This window comes from Actinokineospora pegani, assembly GCF_009745975.1.
GTDB lineage: Bacteria > Actinomycetota > Actinomycetes > Mycobacteriales > Pseudonocardiaceae > Actinokineospora > Actinokineospora pegani.
In genome coordinates, this window is record NZ_WHOL01000017.1 from 68,669 (window position 1) to 86,850 (window position 18,182).

17 protein-coding genes, 1 tRNA gene and 1 other RNA gene are annotated in these 18,182 nt (G+C 69.9%); 8 read left to right on the forward strand and 11 right to left on the reverse strand.

Going from position 1 to position 18,182, the window contains the following annotated elements:
• Positions 1-4: 4 nt before the first annotated feature.
• From GCL84_RS00745 to GCL84_RS00760, 4 genes are read right to left on the reverse strand one after another with little or no spacing between them, the layout of a single operon-like run.
• A complete protein-coding gene (locus tag GCL84_RS00745) occupies positions 5-1,144 on the reverse strand; it encodes an acyl-CoA dehydrogenase family protein (protein ID WP_156753359.1) in 1,140 nt (379 codons plus the stop codon).
• Positions 1,141-1,425, reverse strand: coding sequence for an acyl carrier protein (locus tag GCL84_RS00750; protein ID WP_197522918.1), 285 nt, complete (start codon positions 1,423-1,425; stop codon positions 1,141-1,143). The genes GCL84_RS00745 and GCL84_RS00750 overlap by 4 nt, the downstream gene beginning before the upstream one ends.
• Positions 1,418-2,473: an HAD-IIIC family phosphatase gene (locus GCL84_RS00755; RefSeq protein WP_197522919.1), complete on the reverse strand. Its 1,056-nt coding sequence runs from the start codon at positions 2,471-2,473 to the stop codon at positions 1,418-1,420. Before GCL84_RS00755 ends, GCL84_RS00750 begins: the two co-directional genes overlap by 8 nt.
• Entirely contained in the window at positions 2,470-3,357 is an 888-nt protein-coding gene (locus GCL84_RS00760; protein ID WP_156753360.1) for a 3-hydroxyacyl-CoA dehydrogenase family protein, read from the reverse strand. Before GCL84_RS00760 ends, GCL84_RS00755 begins: the two co-directional genes overlap by 4 nt.
• Before the next feature lie 875 nt (positions 3,358-4,232).
• Here GCL84_RS00760 and GCL84_RS00765 point away from each other — a divergent pair.
• Positions 4,233-4,472: a response regulator transcription factor gene (locus GCL84_RS00765; RefSeq protein WP_156753361.1), complete on the forward strand. Its 240-nt coding sequence runs from the start codon at positions 4,233-4,235 to the stop codon at positions 4,470-4,472.
• A gap of 939 nt (positions 4,473-5,411) precedes the next feature.
• Here the strand turns inward: GCL84_RS00765 and GCL84_RS00770 are convergent.
• Together GCL84_RS00770 and GCL84_RS00775 are read right to left on the reverse strand one after the other, a co-directional pair.
• Complete coding sequence (locus GCL84_RS00770) at positions 5,412-5,804, reverse strand: hypothetical protein (RefSeq protein ID WP_156753362.1); 393 nt, start codon at positions 5,802-5,804, stop codon at positions 5,412-5,414.
• Positions 5,805-6,006: 202 nt separating this feature from the next.
• Positions 6,007-6,079: transfer RNA gene (locus tag GCL84_RS00775), tRNA-Ala, on the reverse strand.
• Positions 6,080-6,900: 821 nt separating this feature from the next.
• Between GCL84_RS00775 and GCL84_RS00780 the strand changes: the two genes are divergently transcribed.
• Positions 6,901-7,734, forward strand: a complete 834-nt coding sequence (locus GCL84_RS00780) for a DUF6042 family protein (RefSeq protein ID WP_156753363.1) — start codon at positions 6,901-6,903, stop codon at positions 7,732-7,734.
• A 38-nt stretch (positions 7,735-7,772) separates the two neighbouring features.
• Here GCL84_RS00780 and GCL84_RS00785 read toward each other — a convergent pair whose 3' ends face one another.
• On the reverse strand, positions 7,773-8,627 hold the full coding sequence (locus GCL84_RS00785; RefSeq protein ID WP_156753364.1) for a helix-turn-helix domain-containing protein: 855 nt from the start codon (positions 8,625-8,627) through the stop codon (positions 7,773-7,775).
• Positions 8,628-8,794: 167 nt separating this feature from the next.
• On the opposite strand from GCL84_RS00785, the gene GCL84_RS00790 reads away from it, so the two are divergent.
• Entirely contained in the window at positions 8,795-9,589 is a 795-nt protein-coding gene (locus tag GCL84_RS00790; protein WP_156753365.1) for a Scr1 family TA system antitoxin-like transcriptional regulator, read from the forward strand.
• 57 nt (positions 9,590-9,646) lie between these two features.
• On the opposite strand, the gene GCL84_RS00795 is transcribed toward GCL84_RS00790, so the two are convergent.
• Positions 9,647-10,555 (reverse strand): DsbA family protein, encoded by a 909-nt coding sequence (locus tag GCL84_RS00795; RefSeq protein ID WP_156753366.1) that lies wholly within the window; start codon positions 10,553-10,555, stop codon positions 9,647-9,649.
• A gap of 411 nt (positions 10,556-10,966) precedes the next feature.
• Here GCL84_RS00795 and hrpB point away from each other — a divergent pair, with 411 nt between their 5' ends.
• From hrpB to GCL84_RS00815, 4 genes are all read left to right on the forward strand, one after another.
• Positions 10,967-13,396, forward strand: coding sequence for an ATP-dependent helicase HrpB (gene hrpB / locus GCL84_RS00800; protein WP_156753367.1), 2,430 nt, complete (start codon positions 10,967-10,969; stop codon positions 13,394-13,396).
• Positions 13,397-13,494: 98 nt separating this feature from the next.
• On the forward strand, positions 13,495-13,983 hold the full coding sequence (locus tag GCL84_RS00805; RefSeq protein WP_156753368.1) for a DUF2127 domain-containing protein: 489 nt from the start codon (positions 13,495-13,497) through the stop codon (positions 13,981-13,983).
• Positions 13,984-14,034: 51 nt separating this feature from the next.
• On the forward strand, positions 14,035-14,604 hold the full coding sequence (locus GCL84_RS00810) for a DedA family protein (RefSeq protein ID WP_156753369.1): 570 nt from the start codon (positions 14,035-14,037) through the stop codon (positions 14,602-14,604).
• 40 nt (positions 14,605-14,644) lie between these two features.
• Positions 14,645-15,109, forward strand: a complete 465-nt coding sequence (locus GCL84_RS00815; protein ID WP_156753370.1) for a SixA phosphatase family protein — start codon at positions 14,645-14,647, stop codon at positions 15,107-15,109.
• Here the strand turns inward: GCL84_RS00815 and GCL84_RS00820 are convergent.
• The 3 genes from GCL84_RS00820 to GCL84_RS00830 are packed head-to-tail and all read right to left on the reverse strand — an operon-like array spanning position 15,106 to position 17,481.
• A complete protein-coding gene (locus tag GCL84_RS00820) occupies positions 15,106-15,747 on the reverse strand; it encodes a response regulator transcription factor (protein ID WP_156753378.1) in 642 nt (213 codons plus the stop codon). The two genes, GCL84_RS00815 and GCL84_RS00820, sit on opposite strands and share 4 nt — an antisense overlap.
• Before the next feature lie 13 nt (positions 15,748-15,760).
• On the reverse strand, positions 15,761-16,873 hold the full coding sequence (locus GCL84_RS00825) for a sensor histidine kinase (RefSeq protein ID WP_156753371.1): 1,113 nt from the start codon (positions 16,871-16,873) through the stop codon (positions 15,761-15,763).
• On the reverse strand, positions 16,870-17,481 hold the full coding sequence (locus tag GCL84_RS00830) for a sensor domain-containing protein (protein WP_156753372.1): 612 nt from the start codon (positions 17,479-17,481) through the stop codon (positions 16,870-16,872). The genes GCL84_RS00825 and GCL84_RS00830 overlap by 4 nt, the downstream gene beginning before the upstream one ends.
• A 148-nt stretch (positions 17,482-17,629) precedes the next feature.
• On the opposite strand from GCL84_RS00830, the gene ssrA reads away from it, so the two are divergent.
• Positions 17,630-18,002, forward strand: a transfer-messenger RNA (tmRNA) gene (gene ssrA / locus GCL84_RS00835).
• Positions 18,003-18,182 lie beyond the last annotated feature (180 nt).

The following is an 18,182-nucleotide window of genomic DNA, read 5'->3' on the forward strand; positions in this document are numbered from 1 at the left end:
CCACCTAGCTCTTCCTGGCGAAGGTCTTGTAACCGTGGTCGGCGATCATCACTTGCTGGAGCTGGGAGGTCCCCTCGATGATCTCGAGGATCTTGGCCTCCCGGAACAGGCGCTCGGCCGGGTACTGGTCCCAGCACCCGTTCCCACCGAGGACCTGCACCGCGTCCGAGGTCACCTGCTGGGCGATCGTGGAGGAGAAGTACTTGGCGATGTTGGTCCTCATGACCGCCTCGACGCTGCGTTCGGCGCGCGCCCGCCCGGCCTGCCTGCACAGCTCCCTGGCCGCGTCGACGTTGGTCACCGCGTCCGCGACCATCTTCTGCACGAGCTGGTGGGCGCCGATCTGCACGCCGAACTGCTCTCGCCGCGTGGCGTAGGTGCACATCTCCTCCAGCGCCGCCTGGGCGATCGCGACACCGGCCCAGGCGATGCTGTAGCGGCCGTGGAACAGCGCGGTGTTGGCGATGAAGCCGAACCCCGCCCCGATCCGCCCGACGAGGTTCTCCTCGGGCACCGCCACGTCGGTGAGCACGACCTCGGCGATGTGGGTCGCCCGGTTGCCCAGGAACCCGGTCATCGGCGCGGTCCGCACCCCGGGGGTGTCCCGGTCGACGAGGAACGCGCTGAGCACACCGTTGTCGGTGGCGAAGACCAGGAACAGGTCGGCTATCCCGGCGAAGGAGATCCACTTCTTCCGTCCGTTGAGGACGAACCCGTCGCGCTGGCGCGTGTAGGACGTCGTCACCGAGGCGGCGTCGGAACCCGCGTCCGCCTCGGACAGCGCGAAGCAGCCGATCCGCCTGCCACTGGCCAGGTCGGGCAGGTACTTGTCCTTGATCCGGTCCGAGGCCCGCTCGACAAGGGTCTCGCAGACCAGCGAGGTGTGCACCGTGAGCAGCGCGCGGGTCGACGAGCACGCCTTGCCGACGACCTCGGTCAGCTCGCCGTAGTCGAGCGCGTCCATGCCCGCGCCGCCCCACCGCGGCGGGACCACCGCGCCCAGCACGCCCGCGTCGGCCAGTTGCCGGATGACCGAGCCGGGAAGCTGCCCCGTGCGGTCGAACTCGCCCGCGCTGGGCGCCAACTCCTCCTCGGCGAACGCCCTCGCCCAGTCGAGGACCTCCGCCGGCCGACGCGCGCTCACCCGGTCGCCGCCTTGAGCTTGGCGACCATCCCGGTCATCAGCTCGACCGAGCTGAAGTTGCGCAGCGTGATGTGGTCGTCGGGCACCGTCACGTCGAACGTCGACTCGATGAAGACCAGGAGCTGCATCGCGAAGATCGACGTGACGAAGCCCTTCTCGAAGATGTTGTCCTCGTCCCGCAGCTCGGCGGTCGTCAGCGCGGTCATGTTCGCCCGCACGAAACCCCTGATGTCGGCGGCGATCCCCGCCGCGCCGTCCTGCTCGACCGCTTCGCTATTCACCGATCTCGACCTCGATGTAGTCGGGGTAGTCCTGGCGCACGGTGAGATCGTTCTCGTACCGGAGATCGTCGCCGTCGCTGGAGGCCACGTGGAAGTTCGCCAACTGGTAGGTCAGGAGCATCTGCCGGTTGCGGTCGGTGCGCCGGAAGTCGGCGAACAGGCGCACGCCGTCCTCGGCCGCCCGCTTGATGAGGAACGACAGCAGCACCGTCCCCACGCCCATGGAGACGGTCCGGCAGGACATCAGCAGCAGCTTGATCGTCCAGCTCTCCGGCTCGCGGCGCACCAGCGCCATGCCGATCTTGCCGTAGGAGCCGTACCGGTCGGTCAGCTCGCACACCCACAGGTCGTGCCCGGGGTCGTGCGCCAACCGCTCGAGCTGCTCGTGGGAGTAGGTGATGCCGGTGGAGTTGAGCTGGTTGGTGCGCTTGGTCAGCTCCTCCAGCCGCAGCAGGTCGTCGTCCTTGGCGCGCGAGATCGCGAAGACCATGCCCAGGGTGGCCAGGAACTCCGCCCGCGGACCGTCGTGGGCCAGCTCGGACTCGGTGCGGCGCTGGTCCTCCAGGTACATGTGCCTGCGGCGCCGGGCGTCCTCGGTCACCACCTCCGGCGACAGGCGCGGCAGCGAGCCGAGGCCGAGGTAGTCGGCCGCGTCGACGGTCTGCACCTGGGGGTGGGCGAAGACCACCTCGTCGCGCTCGAACGCCCGGTCGTCGATGAACATGATCGTGTCCATGCCGATGTTGAGCCTGCGCTGGATCTCCGCGATCGCGCTGGACTTGCTGTTCCAGTTGATCTGCGGGTACAGGAAGTACTCGGCGAGGCCGAACTCCTCCAGCTTGCGCATCGCGTCGTCGTGGTTGTTCTTGCTGGCCACCGACAGCAGGATGCCGCGCGAGTCCAGCTCGGCGATCAGCTCGCGGACACCCGGCTTGAGGACGACGACGTCACCGCTGGACAGGGTCCCGTCCCACAGCGTGTCGTCGAGGTCCCAGACGACGCACTTGGCCATCGTCGCGGTCCGCGCCGCGTCGACCGTCTCCGTCATGACACCGACCCCGCGTTCGCCCGCACGGCGCCGTCCTGCAGGTACGGGTAGAAGCCGTGGCCGCTCTTGCGGCCCAACCGGCCAGCGGCGACCATCTTCCGCAACAGCGGGCAGCAGCGGAACTTCGCGTCCTGCAACTCGTCGTAGAGGATCGCCAGCGAGTTCACCACGGTGTCCAGTCCGATGAGGTCCGCGGTCTCCAACGGCCCCATCTTGTGCCCGTAGCCCATGCGGAACAGCGCGTCGATCTGCTCGGGTTCGGCGACGCCGTCCTGGACCAGGAAGGCCGCCTCGTTCATGAACAGGTGCGACAGCCGGTTCGAGACGAACCCGGGCATGTCGTTGACGACGACCGGCCGCTTGCCCAATGAAGTCGCGAACGCCTCCGCGTCGCGCACCGTCTCCTCCGAGGTGTGGAAGCCGCGGATGACCTCGACGCCCTCGATCAGCGGCACCGGGTTCATGAAGTGCATGCCGATCACGGTGTCGGGCCGGGGCAGCAGGGCGGCGATCTTGGTGATGGGGATGCAGCTCGTGTTCACCGCGATCTTGACCCCGTCCGGGCACACCTCGCGCAACCCCAGGTAGAGCTCCTCCTTGGCGGCGTAGTCCTCGACGATGTTCTCGACGATCCAGTCCGCCCCGGCCAGCTCCGCGTAGCCCTCGCCCACCCGGATCCGGCCGAGCACCTCATCGGTGCCCCACCCCGCCGCGACCGGCGACATCATCCGGTACTTGCGCAGCAATTGCCGAGTCTCACCGAGCGCGGACCGCTGAACCGAAAGATCGCTGTCGCAGAGGACCACGTCGTAGCCGTGAGCGGCGCAGGTGATGGCGACGTCCTTGCCCATCAACCCCGCGCCGATAATGCCAACCGTCGCCATCCCACGCCTCTCGTCTCACAAGTCGGGACAGTCCTCTGCACCCGCCCGCCTCATCGCGGACTCAAGAATGGTGTTGTCGAAGTTCCGGGCTTTCACTCGACGCGGACGAAAGGTCCCCACCCGGCGGAACGGAAGCAGGCGGACGAAACGCGATCCCACCCGACAACACGCCCGCTCGATTCGCCGCACCCGAGTTTCACGTTTGCCTGGTCTGTGCGGCGAACTGTAGGGCACCCGACTTGGTGTGTGAACTGTCCCTAGGGACCGTGCCGCGACCGCAAGCTGTCACCAAAACTCGAGGCCGTTCACCTATTCCGCACAACCATTAGTGCAATAGCACCAATGTTATCCGGTGACAGTGTCCACTGCGGAGGCCGGTAATTCCTCACAGGATGATCAACCTGGTTGTTGCGCGCACACCTACTGCCGCGCCCCCGTGCGCCACAGGCGCCACCCACCGTCCACGAGCGACACCGATCCGCCGCCGAGACCCCCTCACGGCAGGCCACGAGGACCCGGTTCGTCCAGACGGCCTATGGATTGCGCCCCTCATTCTGGTTAAGTGGAACCAAGTGGACATCTCACACCGTCTCTAGCGGCGGACCCCCGATGAACCAGCCCGGAGGCGAGGCGCCCATGACCCTCGAGAACCACAGCGGACACCCCCCGACGCGCAGCGCCCCACCGGGCCGCAGCCCCTTCGGAGGACGGCCCGGCCGCGATCTAGTTGCCACGCCAACCACCTCCAGGAACACCCCGGTTGGCCACTTTCGCCCGGCTCCCGCAGTTGGTCCCCGACCGGAACGGCGCCCAAGTCCCGATCGACAACGGTGTCGGTCGGCCCAACTCCAGCAACCGAGAAGGTGAATCCCGCAATGACGATGGGGGAACAAATGGTGATGGCAAAAGAGTTATCGACAAAGAAGCCGACCCTCCGCGAACTGGAAGTCCTCACCAAAATCGCCAACGGCCTCGAATACACAGAGATCAGCCGCCAACTCTGCATCACCCCCCGCACCGTCAAACACCACACGGCGAGCCTCCTTCGCAAACTGGCCGCCCGCAACCGCGCCCACCTGATCGCCATCGCCTTCAGGTCGAACTACCTGCAGTAGCCCCGGCGCGACGCGCTGTTCCCTGACCGCGCACAGAACTCGCCCACACACAGACCAGCCAGCGCCCCGACCAGCCCAACGGAGATGCGTAACGCCACCGGCGTCGCTCACCGCTGAACGGCGCCGCAGGTCAACGAACCCCACCACCCGCACTCCACACACAGTGGCGTGAACGGCGCGGCGACAGGCGCCAGGTTCGACCGCCGACACGCCGCCTCCGCATGCGGCGCGGAGGACCGTCACCACCGCCCTTCCGACACCGCGGCAAGGACCCGATCACCCAGGCCCGGGTGCCCCGGTCCTCCACCCCCGGTTCGACGGTGACGATCTGGAACAGCAGCTCGTTGGCCTACTTTCTGGCCGCACCGCTCCGGGTTCCCGGCCACGACCGGCAACCGCGCCCACGGCTGCTTGCGCATTCCGAGATCCACCAGCCCGACCCCAGCAGGTGCCGCCGAGCTGCCAGACTTCGCAAGCGGCCTGATCGACCTGGCCTCCGACCCGACGACCAGGGTCGCGATGGACGCGCAAATCGCTGCGAAATCGGCGCCAACGACCGTAACGTTGGGCGCGTTCAAGAACTGCGGGATCATCTCGAGGGGCGCGGCCCAGACGTTCGTCGATATGGGTCTGCGGGGCGGGGTTGGCTTTGCACTCCACCCAAAGGGGGCGAGACCACCAACGATCCGGCCTACCTGGCCGCGTGCGCATGTCGCGATGCGCTCACTGACCGTCCGTCATCTGGTGAACTGCTCCGAGTTCTCCGGACATGTCAGCCGAGCGCTGGGGCATAGACCGGACCGAAGACGGTGATGCCCCCAGGACGACCACGAACAGGGCCGGATACTGGTATTGGATGAAGCGGTGCGCGCCCGGTCGGCCGCGGGTCATCCAGGCCTGTCAGTGCCCACGCCCCGCAACGGCGTTCGCCCACCACTGTCACCTCTTCCAGACAACCTCCCAGTCCTGCTCTCTCGAGACCGCCACCGGCTTCCCATGCAACACGATGTCGAAGTCCTCTTCCGCATAGCCGAGGGCCAGATTGGTCGCCATCTGAGCCGCGATGACCGCTGCCCGTTCAGTCACATCGACGTCGTTGCCGACAAAACCGGTGATGTGGACGTGCGCGCGGCGTCCTGTGACGCGCTGGTGATGGGTCAAGGCCCGCGCAATGCCGGAGAGCAGGATCGACAAGCGATAGAGGAGGTCACTGCCCAATTCGGCATCCCAGGTTACCGCCGAATCGCTTGTCGCGTCCTCCACCTCCACCCGCACCCGGGCGAACTCATAAGAGGCCCCGTTGTGGAATCGCTGGAGGGTATATTCGGCCACAGGCGCTCTCCGTCAGGTAATCAGAACCGAAAAGCTGGAACGCTCCGAAACCGCTGGTCAAACTGTTCCCATCCCCTAGTACTCCCACCAAGGGCACGAACCTTCTCCACTTTCGCCCGCACGGTCTACATGGGGAAAAACAAGTTCGCCCGCTAACCGTCTTTAACCAGGTCAGCGAGCGAACTTTAACAATATTCACTTGTGGAGCTGAGGGGACTCGAACCCCTGACCCTCACACTGCCAGTGTGATGCGCTACCAGCTGCGCCACAGCCCCAGGCCAGTCACGCTCGGGAGGAATCCCTCCCTGGCGTGCTGCGCATACGCTACAACACCCCGACCACCACATGAAATCCGGGGGGTCGGTTCATCCCCCCTGCCCTGGTCACAGCCTCGCCCCCCGCCCAGGCCTAGGCAGGTATCGGCCCGCTCGACCTGTCGTCGACCGTCCGCCGGGGTGCGGCTGGGCAGGGACCCGGACCACACGGTGTTCTGTCCCAATCGAGACGCCCATCGAGGTGTCCCCGGTGACCATGTCGTCATGGTCGTGACGGTGACGGTGGCGACCTCCCCGATCTGCGTGGTTCGTGAAGTAGGTCCCGGACGAGTCGGTGATGAGCTCGTCGCATAGCGCGTCCATCATCCCCCCCGCCCGCGCCGTCGGGCCCGTTCGAGCCGCTGTCCGGCCCCGCCCATGCCGCCGGGCCGCGCGGCGGCCGAGGACGCGGAGTGGATGGTCGCCCCACTTCCGCTGGCGATCGCGTGGGCCACCGCTGCGGTGCTGGCGACCTGACGGGGTGAACCGCTCGTCGTCGTCGCGCCCCTGTGTTCGTCGCTGGTGAATGTTCGTCGCTGGTGAATGTTCGTCGCTGGTGAGCGTTCGTCGCTGGTGACAGTCACTTCGGAGCCGCCGCTGTGCGCGGTCGTGCTGCGGTCTATGTCTCATCACCTCTTCGTGCCCGGTCCCTTCCCCTCCGCACCCATGTCCCGGCCCGGTTGTCCCCACACCTGCGCACGGCCGACTCAGAACGCCGTTACCTGGGAAAACCGCCTCCGAGCACCGGTAACACGCGAGTCCCCGGCAGAGATTTATCTGCCATGACCGAAGAGACCGACGGCGAGGCGCTGCGGGGCGCCGCGTTCCGCGAGGTGTTCGACGGTCTGGGCTGGAATCGCTTCGTCCCGCACGCCGCGATCGAGGTCCTGGGCATCGTGGTGATGCTCGACGGCCCCACCCGGGAACAGATCGCACGGCTCGCCGGCCGCTGCGCCGACGCCGAGACCGGCCTCGCCACACCCGCGTGGGACGAGTTCGAGCCCTGGACGGTGGAGTCCCTCGCGAGCGCCCTTGACGGTGGCACCCCCACCCCCACCCCCACCGAGGTCGACCGGGCCAACGCCGAGGGCCGGGCCTGGCTGGACCGCTCCATCGCCGAGGTGGACCGCTACGCCACCGCCTTGGGCGTGCCATGCCCGCGCACCCTGGACGACGTGCTGGACTACTTGATCGCGTGCACGGTCCTGCTCGCCACCACCCGCCGGTCGGGCACCCATTTCGAGATCAACCCGTGGGCCATGCTCCCCGCCGAGGTCCTGCCACTGACCGGCGAGCAGACCGCGGAGGAGGACGCCCTTCGCTGGATCGGCCTGCACCGTCCGGTCGTCCGCGGGCTCATCGCCCTGTTCGGCCCGTACACGGACACCCCTTTGGACGTCGTGCGCGCGAGCGTCGCGACCCTGGCGAGGAACCTGGACGTCCCCCGCGAGTCGGCCAGGGCCGCGGTGGCGATCCTCGCCGAGCAGCCGGACTTCGCGGTGGACGCCGACCCGGATCGCGTCCCGGACACCGAGGAGTTCGACATCCGGATCGACTGGGCCAACTTCATCGAGTACCGCCTCGACATCGCCGCGGGCACCATCGAGTCACCCTGAGCCGGCGCGCACCACCTCCTCCCGACCCTCGAGCGTGCTCACTGGAACCGCTCGACGATGTAGTTGCGGGACTCGACCGGTCCCAGCGCGGCCCGCTGCAGCCTGCGCAGGAGATCGGCGTAGACACCCACTGACTCGGCCTTGTCCAGGTAGGCCGCGTCGTCGTACATCTCCAGGTAGACGCAGTCGTCCACGGTGTCGAAGCGCAGGACCGTGAAGTCGTAGCCCATCGGCTCGTAGGACTTGGTCACGAACGGCATGACCTGGATGGTGATGTTGGGCCGCATGGCGAGGTCGACCAGGTGCTCATGCTGGTCGAACATCACCTTGGCGCTGCCGAAGTGCCGCTGCAGCGCCGATTCGCTGATGACGAAGGAGAAGGTCGCCGCGTCGTCCTTGGTGAGGAGCTTGCGGCGTTCGGCGCGCAGTCTGATGGTCTCGGTGACCGGCTCCGAGTACGGGTCGATCCCCTGCGCCGCGAACATGGCCCGGATGTAGGCGTCGGTCTGCAGGATCCCGGTCATGATCTCCGAGCAGACGATCGAGACCTCGGTGGCGTCGCGTTCCAGTTCGTAGAAGCTGCGGAACCACTTGGGGCCCCGGTAGAGCACGGTCTCGCCGGTCGGGCGGCCGCGCCTGCGCCGGGATCCCTGCGCCAGGTGTCGTACCCACACGGCATCCTTCTCCGGGGCGTCGTAGAGCGACAGCAGGGCGTCGAGGTCGGTCTTGTCGATGCCGACCACGCCGTTCTCGACCCGGCTCACCTTGTTGGCGGCCTTGCTGAGGTGGGCAGCCGCCTGCTCCTGGGTGAGGCCCGCGGTGGCGCGCAGACGGCGCAGCTCGTTGCCGAGCATGCGGCTCTGGACGCTGACGGTGCGGTCGTGCGTTGTCATGGCTCGATCGTCGCACAGTTTGTGACCCTGCGTTGTCACACAATCGTGTGTATTGGCAAGACGAACATCCAGTTTTATTATTGAGGCAGTTCAGAGCGGCTTACGCTCATCCTCTCCGAGTGGATGACTTGAACCGTCTCACTATCTGTAACAACTGGGGGATCACCATGACCGCGCCTGACGAGGTCCGCGCCAAGACGCTGCGCCTGCTGCTGGTGTGCCGCGAGCTCGATGCCGCACGCGTGCGCAAGGGGTTGACGACGCGCGCCTTCGCCAGCCGCATGGCGATGTCGCCCGCCATGGTGAACCGGCTGATGAACGGCCGCCGCAGACCGTCGCGGCTCGAGATCGGCGGTCTCGCGGCGATCGCCGAGGTGCCACTGGAGCGGCGCCGCGTCCTCTACGAGCTGGTCGAGCACGGCGAGGAGCGCACCTGGCTGCTCGAACACCCCGACTGGTCTCCCACGCGGTACGACACGCTGCGCGCCGTGACGGCCGAGGCCACCGCGCTGACCTGGTTCGACCCGCTGCTGGTCCCCCGACCCCTGCGCACCCCGGACTACCACCGCGCGGTGCTGGCAGCCTCGCCCGCTCTCGGCGCGGACGAGGCTGAGGCCCTCCTGAGCGACCTGGACAACGACCACAAGATGGTCGCGCGGGTCCCGAAGGCGACCTTCCTGATGCACGATCGCGCCTTGGTCCACCCCGCGGTTCCCGATGAGGTCATGCGCTCACAGCTCGACTCGCTGCGCCGCTCGCCCCACACCGTGCGACTCGTGCCTTCGACAGAGCCGCACGCCGTCGAGAGCTTCCGGGTCTTCGAGCTGCCGCACTACCACCCCGTCGTCCACCTGGAAGGGGAATCGACGACCCTGTTCCTCGAGGAGCCTTCGTCGGTGCGCCCCTACCTGGCCCAGGCGACGGCTTTGCGCTCGGCGTCCCGCGAACTCCCGGCGGCATGAGGCATGCGCCGCCGGGAGCCCACCGGGGAGGTCATCAGCGTAGTCGCGCCGACGGGGTCAGGACCCCGCGGCGACCAGGTCGTCGAGCCAGGTCGGGCTGGAGGTGTCGACCACGCGGTTGTCCACGGCGAGGGTGGGCGTGCCGAAACCCTTCTGGCCGCTGCCCCCTTCCTGCAGCAGGGACTCGGTGCCGCGCGCCTTCTCGTACGCCTCGGTCACCAACGAGTCGTAGGTCCCCGCGCGCACACCGTCGGCGAAGGCCTGGGAGGTGATGCCCATGGCAGTGCCCAGCTCGATCAACTGGTCCTTGCTCCACCCACGGCCGCCTTCGGCGGGCTGGTTGTCGAACAGGCTCTTGTGGAATTGGAGGAACTTGCCCTCGTCGGCGGCGAGCAGGGCGGCGTTGGCCGAGTCCGTGGAGTAGCCAACCGGGTCAGACAGCTCGTTGAGCAGGTTCACCAGGTGGTAGCGCACGCGCAGCGTGCCCTCGGCCATCTTCTTCTCCATCGCCTCGGCGTAGCGGTCCTCGAACGCCCCGCACGCCGGGCAGAGGAAGTCCTCGTAGACGTCGAGGGTCACTCTCGCGGTGTCAGGTCCCACGAGGACACTCGCGCCGTCCCGGCTCGACGGGAAGTCCTGGTTGACCGCCGAGACGGGGATCGACGAGTCCTGGGTGGCGTTCTTCTCGTTGTTGGTCCAGATCACGCCGCCGATCACCACGGCGGCGATGACCACGACCGCGATCACGCCGAGGATCAGCCGGGTGCGGTCCGGGCCCGCGGCGCGCGCCGCGGCGACCGAGGACCGGCCCGCCTTCGACGAGGAGCCCTTCCCGGTCTTGCCGGAGGTGGACCTGCTCGCCGTGGCCTTGCCGGGGGACGTGGTGGCCGCGCCGGACGGGGCCGCGCCGGACCCCCGAGCCTGGTTCTGCTTGCGCTTGCGCGCGTTCCGGGCCGCTCCGCCCACGTCGTCCTCCTCAGTTCGCCGCTGCCGCCGCGCGCCCAGCACGAGCGCCAGCCGAAAGCCTTCCACCCGGACGTGCCACGAGCCAGGCCTCCGGCGCGGGCGGGCCCGCGGGCCGGACGATCCCCGCCGGGGTCCGGGCCGACTTCAGGGACGGCTGGGCGTGGACGGCGAGGGAGGTCTGGCAGGGGTCGCTCACCTTGATCCAGCCCCCGGTACCACCCACACCACGGCCAATTTGAGCCGCGGCCATGTGCCGCCCCTGTCCAGCAGGACTGCCTTGCTCACAGAGGGCGAGATTACCCCTGCACGCTGAGTGAAACCTGAGAACAGGCGAACCGCACATGAGAGGAGGAGAACGGGAACCGAACACGCCGCACGACCGACGGGGGCGCCTCTGCGATGCTGGGCGGCATGCGGGACCTGCCGGTGCGAGCCGCCCTCGACGAGATCACCCGCACCTTGGCCGAGCACGGGACCGCGGTGCTGGTGGCGCCGCCGGGAACGGGCAAGACCACGCTGGTGCCGCCCGCGCTGCCGGGCAGGGTGGTCGTCGCCGAGCCGCGGCGGCTGGCGGCGCGGGCCGCGGCCGCGCGGATGGCCTCGCTGCGGGGAGAACCCGTTGGCGCATCGATCGGGTACTCCGTGCGCGGGGACCGGAAGGTGAGCGCCGACACCCGCGTGGAGGTCGTCACGTCCGGGCTGCTGGTGCGCAGGCTCCAGCACGACCCCGAGCTGTCCGGAGTGGACACCGTGGTGCTCGACGAGGTGCACGAGCGGCACTTGGACGCGGACCTGCTGCTGGCGCTGCTGCTCGACGCCAGGGCGGGGCTGCGGCCGGATCTGCGGGTGCTCGCCACGAGCGCGACGGTCGCCGCGCCCGCGCTGGCCGCTCTGCTGGGCGGGCCGGTGATCACCGTGGCCGCCGTGTCGTACCCCGTCGAGGAGACCTATGTCCCGCCGCTGCGCGGGGAGCGGGTGGAGGCGACGGTGGTGCGGGCGGTGCGACAGGCGCTGTCGGCGGTGGACGGGGACGTCCTGGTGTTCCTGCCCGGGGTCGGGGAGATCCGGCGGGTGGCGGGGATGCTGGGCGATGTCCCGGTCGTCGCCCTGCACGGGCGGCTTCCGGCGGCGGAGCAGGACGCGGCGCTGCGGGCTGGGGAGCGGCAGCGGGTCGTGCTCTCGACGGCGGTGGCGGAGTCGAGCCTGACCGTGCCTGGGGTGCGGGCGGTGGTCGACGCCGGGCTGGCTCGGGCGCCGCGGGTGGACCACCGGCGGGGCATGTCGGGGCTGGTCACCCAGCGGGTGTCGGCGGCGGTGGCGACGCAGCGCGCGGGGCGGGCTGGGCGTGAGGCGCCTGGGCGGGTGTTCCGGTGTTGGCCGGAGTTCGAGCAGGGCACCCTGCCCCGGTTCCCGGAGCCGGAGATCCGCACGGCCGACCTGACCAGGTTGGCGTTGGAGCTGGCGGTCTGGGGCACCCCGGACGGGTCGGCGCTGAACTGGTGGGACGCGCCGCCGTCTGGGCCGCTCGCGGCTGGGCGGGAGGTGCTGGCGGCGCTCGGGGCCATCGATGAGGCCGGGGCGACGGCCCGGGGGCGGGCGATGGCGCGCCTGGGCCTGCACCCCCGGTTGGCCCGCGCGCTCATCGACGGGGCCGCTGCCCTCGGTCCGCGACCGGCGGCGGAGATCGTCGCGACGCTGGACGACGACACCCTGATCGACGGGGTGGACTTGGACGCGGGCCTGCGGCGGTTGCGCGCTGGCTCGCCTGCCACCGCGCGCTGGCGTCGGGAGGTGGATCGGCTTGTCCGTGGTCTGCGTGACATCAGCGCACACACCGACACCCGCGATAACAACGCGGGTGGGCGGGGTGACGGGCTCAGCCGGGTGGGGGCGGCGGCGTTGGTGACAGCGCTGGCGTACCCGGAGCGGGTGGGTCGGCGCCGGGGCGGGCAGGCGGCCGTCTACCTGCTGGCCAACGGCACGGCCGTGGAGGCGGCCGGGTTGGGGGACCCGGAGTGGCTGGCCGTCGCGGTGGCGGATCGGGCGCCGGGGGCGGCGCACGGGAAGGTGCGGCTGGCGGTGGCGGCGGACGCGGGGGTGGTCACCTCGGCGGCGGCCGGGCTGGTGGTCGAGGGCGACGAGGTGCTCTGGGACGGGGACGTGGTGGCCCGGCACGTGCGGCGGGTGGGGGCGATCGTGCTGGCGGAGCGGCCGCTGGCCAAGCCGCCCGCGGCGGGGGTGCGGGCGGCCGTGCTCGACGGGGTGCGGCGGCACGGGCTGGGGCTGGTGCGGCTCGATGGGCGGGCTGGCGGGTTGCGGGAGCGGCTGGCACTGCTGCACCGGGTCCTGGGCGGGCCGTGGCCTGCCGTGGACGACCACGCGCTGCTGGAGGCGGCCGACCTGTGGGTGGGCGAGGCGCGGTCGCGAGCGGAGTTGGGGAAGATCGACATGCTCTCGGCGCTGCGGGGGCTGGTGCCGTGGCCGGAGGCGGGCCGGATCGAGGAGTTGGCGCCGGAGCGGCTCACGGTGCCCTCGGGGTCGGCGGTGCGGGTCGACTACAGCGGCGAGGCGCCCGCGCTGCCGGTGAAGGTGCAGGAGGTCTTCGGGTGGACCGAGACGCCGACGGTGGTGGGCGGGCGGGTGGCGGTGGTGCTGCACCTGCTCTCGCCCGCCGGGCGGGCCGTGGCGGTCACCGGTGACTTGGCCTCGTTCTGGCGCACCGGCTATCCGCGGGTGCGCTCGGAGATGCGCGGGCGGTACCCGAAGCACCGCTGGCCGGAGGACCCGCTGACCGAGCGGCCGACGCGGCACACCACCCAGCGGCGGCGCGGCCCCGACTGATCCGCCGATGGGGTATGCGCAGGTGGGCGGGGGTGTTCAAGAGCACGAAGATGGTGCGCAGGCGGACAAACGCCCGAACCGCGGGCATGCTGTAGGGCGTGAGTCGAGAGCGTCCGGAGTGGTGGTTCCGCCTGGCCCTGGTGATCAAAGGGGCCGATGGCGGGGTGCAACTGCTCGGCGCGCTCGTGCTGGTGGCGGTGCCGCCAGCGTTGATCGGCGGGGTGGCCAACGCGGTCATCACCCGGGACCTGCTTGGCGACCACAACGGGACACTGGCGCACCGCCTGTCCGAGGCGGCGGCGGAGTTCGCCGACGGTGGCACGCGCACTTTCGCCATCTGGTACCTGCTGCTGCACGGGATCGTGAAACTCGGACTGGTGGCTGCCCTGTCGCGGCGGGTGGCGGGGGCGTTCCCGGTGGCGGTGGTGGTCATGGTTGCCTTCGTGGTCTACGAGGCGGTGCGGGCGGCTCGGACCGGATCGGTGGGATTGGCCGTGTTGGCGGCCTTGGACGTGGTGGTGATCGGACTGGTGTGGCGGGAGTTCACCAAGCTTCGACGTGAGCAGCGGACGGCGGTGCAGCGGTAGGTGCAGGCGGAGAGTGGACCCGGCGGTCTCGCCGGGTGGGGTCTGTCGGTCATGGATGTGCTCGGCGCCCCCGGGGCCGGGTTGCTGATCGCGGCGGAGAACCTGTTCCCGCCCCTGCCCAGCGAGGTGTTCCTGCCGCTGGCGGGCTTCGCCGCGGGGCAGGGCCGGATCTCGCTGGTGAGCGCGCTGGTGTTCACCACGCTGGGGTCGGTGCTGGGCGCGCTGGCCCTGTACTGGCTGGGGGTCAAGCTGGGCACCGAGCGGCTGCGGGCGCTGGCCAAGCGGCTGCCGCTGTTCCAGGAGTCCGATGTGGACAGGGCGAACGCGTTCTTCGACCGGCACGGCGGCAAGGCGGTGCTGCTGGGCCGGATGCTGCCGGTGTTCCGCAGCCTGATCTCCATCCCGGCCGGCGTGAACCGGATGCCGGTCTGGAGGTTCGCCGGACTGACCCTCCTCGGCAGCGCGATGTGGAACTCGCTGTTCGTCTTCGCGGGCTACCTGCTCGGTGACAACTGGCACCGGATCGAGCCCTACTCGGCGGTGTTCGAGTACACCGTGTTGGGTATCGCCGTGGCGGCGGTGGCGTGGTTCACCGTCAAGCGGCTTCGTCACCGGGGATGAGGCTGGTTCGATGGGACCGACAGAGAGGCAGGTCTCCCCGATGCGCCGACTGGTTGTCCTCCGGCACGCGAAGTCCGCATGGCCCGAGGGCGTCCCCGACTACCGCAGGCCCCTCGCCGACCGGGGGCGCCGCGACGCCGTCGCCGTCGGCCGGTGGCTGGCCGCCCGGATCGACGACATCGATATCGCGCTGGTCTCCCCCGCCACCCGCACCCGCCAGACGTGGGACCTCGTGGCCGCCGAGTTGAAGACGACCCCCACCGTCGTCCACGACGAGCAGCTCTACGGCGAGGGCCCCGACTCGGTGCTCGGCGTGCTCGGCACGCTGCCGGAGACCGCCGAGACCGTCCTGCTCATCGGGCACAACCCCGACCTCGAGGACCTGGTGGAGACCCTCACCGGCACCCGCCCCGAGCTCAAGACCTCCACGCTGTCCGTGCTGCTCTGCGCGTCGCTCACACCCGGCGGCGCCACCCTGGAGTCGACCGAGAAGCTGCGCGGCTAACCCTCCAGGTAGGCCAGCACCGCCCGGACCCTGCGGTGCTCCTCGCTGCGGGGCTCCAGGCCGAGCTTGGCGAAGATGTTGCCGATGTGCTTCTCCACCGCGCCGTCCGACACGACCAGCGACCGGGCGATGGCGGTGTTGGACAGGCCCTGCGCCATCAACCCGAGGACCTCGCGCTCGCGCGGGGTCAGGGCGTCGAGCGGCTTGCGGCGGACCCTGGCCATCACCTGCGCGATCACCTCCTGGTCGATGCTGGTGCCGCCCGCGGCCACCCGCCGGACGGCGTCGACGAAGTCGCCGACCTCGGCGACGCGCTCCTTGAGCAGGTAGCCGACGCCGCCCGCGCCGGAGGCCAGCAGGTCGACCGCGTAGCGCTCCTCGACGTACTGCGACAACACCAGCACCGGCAGGCCGGGCACCGCCGCGCGGGCGCGCAGCGCGGCCCGCAGCCCCTCGTCGGTGAACGTCGGCGGCATGCGCACGTCGACGATCGCCAGGTCAGGGCGGTGTTCGGTGACGGCGCCGAGCAGCGCCTCGCCGTCCTCGACCGCGGCGACGGTCTCGATGCCCTCGTCGGCGAGCAGGCGGGTCACACCCACCCGGAGCAGGACGGAGTCCTCGGCGATCACCACGCGCATGGCGACCATCCTGTCACCACGCGCACGGCAGGTCGGCGCGCACGACGGTCGGGCCACCGACGGGACTGACGACGGACATGACGCCGTCGATGGTGGCGGCGCGGTCGGCCAAACCGGCCAGACCGCCGCCCGCGCGGGGCACCGCCCCGCCCACGCCGTTGTCGGTGATCTCGACGACCACCTTGTCCCCGCCGTCGCGCCACACCCGCACGTCGACCTCGGTGGCGTCCGCGTGCTTGGCGATGTTGGTCAGCGCCTCGCCGACGATGAAGTAGGCCGTGGTCTCCACCGCGCCGGGCGGGCGCGGGTCGACGTCGACCTCGACGCTGACCGGGACCGGGGACTTCGCGGCCAGCGCGGACAGCGCCGCGTCGAGGCCGCGGTCGCCCAGGACGGCCGGGTAGATGCCGCGGGCGAGGTCGCGCAGCTCGGCGATGGCCTGCTTGGCGTCGGCGTGGGCCTCATCGATGAGCGCGCGGGCGGTCACCGGGTCGGCGTCGAGCTTGCCCCTGGCCCGGCCCAGGCCCATCGCCACCGCGACCAACCGCTGCTGGGCTCCGTCGTGCAGGTCGCGCTCGATGCGCCTGCGCTCGGCCTCCGCGGCGTCGACCCCGCGGGCCCGCGACGCCCGCAGCCGGTCGGCGCGGGCCGTCTGCTCGGCGGTGCGGTCGGGCCCGAGCAGGGCCACGGCCATCCTGGCGTGCAGCCACGCGGCGGGCGGCGCGACGAAGAAGGCCAGCGGGACCAGCGGGATGCTGGCCACCCCGAGGACGAAGCAGGCGATCGAGATCGGGAAGGTCAGCACGACGAAAGCCAGGTCGCGGTAGGTGCGGCGGTCGGTGGCCAGGTCGCGCCACTGCCGCAGCACCCCGTCGGCGCGTCGTGCCAGCACCGGCCGAGGAGGCAGCGACACCTCAGCAAACGCTTGCGCCCACATCCGGAACCCGTTGCCGAAGACCCGGGCGGCGATCGCGGCGGCCACCAGGACCGCCACCCCCACCCAGACCACGACCGTGCCGACACCGACCGCCACCAGCACCACAGTGCTCACGAAGGCCGCCAGACCGAGCGGGAACAGGCCGATCAGGTACAGGATCGACTTGAAGGGGTTCGGGTAGCGGCTCACTCGAAGATCCTCGTCGGACCGAGCAGCGCGCGGGCGAACCGGGCGTGGGCGCGCCCGAGCCCCCGCGTGAGCAGGATCGTCACTCCCAACAACAACACCCCCAGCAGCGCGAACGGCAACGCCTCCCACACCGAGTCCACCACGATCGTCGACTCGTCCCAGGCGAAAACGGCGAACTCGCCGTCGGGCAACCACCGGTAGAACACGGGCAGGCCGACCAGCGCGAGGCTCACCGACCACGAGGTCACCAGCGAGACGAACTCCGCGATCCCGATCGGCAACATCAGCACGAAGTAGAGCGCGTCCCGGTAGGTGTTGACGTCAGTGAAACGCGCACGCAGTCGCTTGGTCTCCGGCAACGCCGGATAGGGCTGGTCGATGGCGGTGTCGAGCAGGGCGAACACCCTGGCCCGCTCCACCCGCGCCGCCCCCCGTGAGACAAGCACGGCCAGCGCCAGCACGGGCAGGCCCACCCACACCACGGCGGTCCCCACCCCCACGGCCACCAGGGTGACCAGCACCGTGAAACCCACGATCCCCACAACGAGGTTCATGGCGAGGAACCCGAACGCACCGGCGACGCTCGGCCTGCCAACAGCGGAAGTCATGGTCACAAGCCTGCTCGGCTCCCCTGCCAGGCGGTATGGGGTACGCAGGCGGGTCCGGGGTGGGGCTGCCCCTACCCGTCTGGGGATACAGGGATGAAACCACGGGCCGGGGGCGTTAGGATGGGTGGAGCAGCATCGTCAACACCCAGGGGGTGAACGGTTTCGACTCTGGCCGTGGATTCAGGAGAAGCGTGCAGGTGCAGGCGGATTGACCACCTCAAGCGTCGCCCGCAAAACAATAAGCGCCAAGACTAACAGTCGCGCTGACTTCGCCCTCGCTGCCTAAGCGAGTGTGAGTCTGTCGGCCCGGGAGTGCCTCCGTCCCGGTCGCCGGCATCAGCTAGGAGGCTCACCGCCAGTCCCGGTCACGGGGCCTGGTTGGGAAGCAAACAGTGACTGGGCCCGTCACACCGGCTTGTTCGCGTGACCGGTGGGGCCGAGTAGAGACATTGCGAACTGCGCACGGAGAAGTCCTGTTGAAACGACAGAGGACCCGGGTTCGATTCCCGGCACCTCCACGGCCTCGGCCGACCTGTGTTCGCGGAGAGCGCGAACCAGGTCGGCCGTTGTTTTTTCCGGGGGGCGACCCCCCGGACCCCCACGGTGCGGTGTGTTGCGTTCCGGGGTGGTGGGGTTGGGGGCAGGAGCTGGACCTGCGGTCCCTGGGACCTGCGGGGTGGTGGGGGGCGTTGCGGGGTGAC

What these genes read in the sequence shown, in the direction of transcription:
- GCL84_RS00780 (WP_156753363.1), top strand. Translation starts at nt 6,901, where the DNA reads ATGACCGAAGAGACCGACGGCGAGGCGCTGCGGGGCGCCGCGTTCCGC.
- GCL84_RS00830 (WP_156753372.1), bottom strand. Translation starts at nt 17,481, where the DNA reads ATGACTTCCGCTGTTGGCAGGCCGAGCGTCGCCGGTGCGTTCGGGTTC.
- GCL84_RS00815 (WP_156753370.1), top strand. Translation starts at nt 14,645, where the DNA reads ATGCGCCGACTGGTTGTCCTCCGGCACGCGAAGTCCGCATGGCCCGAG.
- GCL84_RS00810 (WP_156753369.1), top strand. Translation starts at nt 14,035, where the DNA reads ATGGATGTGCTCGGCGCCCCCGGGGCCGGGTTGCTGATCGCGGCGGAG.
- GCL84_RS00760 (WP_156753360.1), bottom strand. Translation starts at nt 3,357, where the DNA reads ATGGCGACGGTTGGCATTATCGGCGCGGGGTTGATGGGCAAGGACGTC.
- GCL84_RS00785 (WP_156753364.1), bottom strand. Translation starts at nt 8,627, where the DNA reads ATGACAACGCACGACCGCACCGTCAGCGTCCAGAGCCGCATGCTCGGC.
- GCL84_RS00790 (WP_156753365.1), top strand. Translation starts at nt 8,795, where the DNA reads ATGACCGCGCCTGACGAGGTCCGCGCCAAGACGCTGCGCCTGCTGCTG.
- GCL84_RS00755 (WP_197522919.1), bottom strand. Translation starts at nt 2,473, where the DNA reads ATGACGGAGACGGTCGACGCGGCGCGGACCGCGACGATGGCCAAGTGC.
- hrpB (WP_156753367.1), top strand. Translation starts at nt 10,967, where the DNA reads ATGCGGGACCTGCCGGTGCGAGCCGCCCTCGACGAGATCACCCGCACC.
- GCL84_RS00765 (WP_156753361.1), top strand. Translation starts at nt 4,233, where the DNA reads ATGACGATGGGGGAACAAATGGTGATGGCAAAAGAGTTATCGACAAAG.
- GCL84_RS00820 (WP_156753378.1), bottom strand. Translation starts at nt 15,747, where the DNA reads ATGCGCGTGGTGATCGCCGAGGACTCCGTCCTGCTCCGGGTGGGTGTG.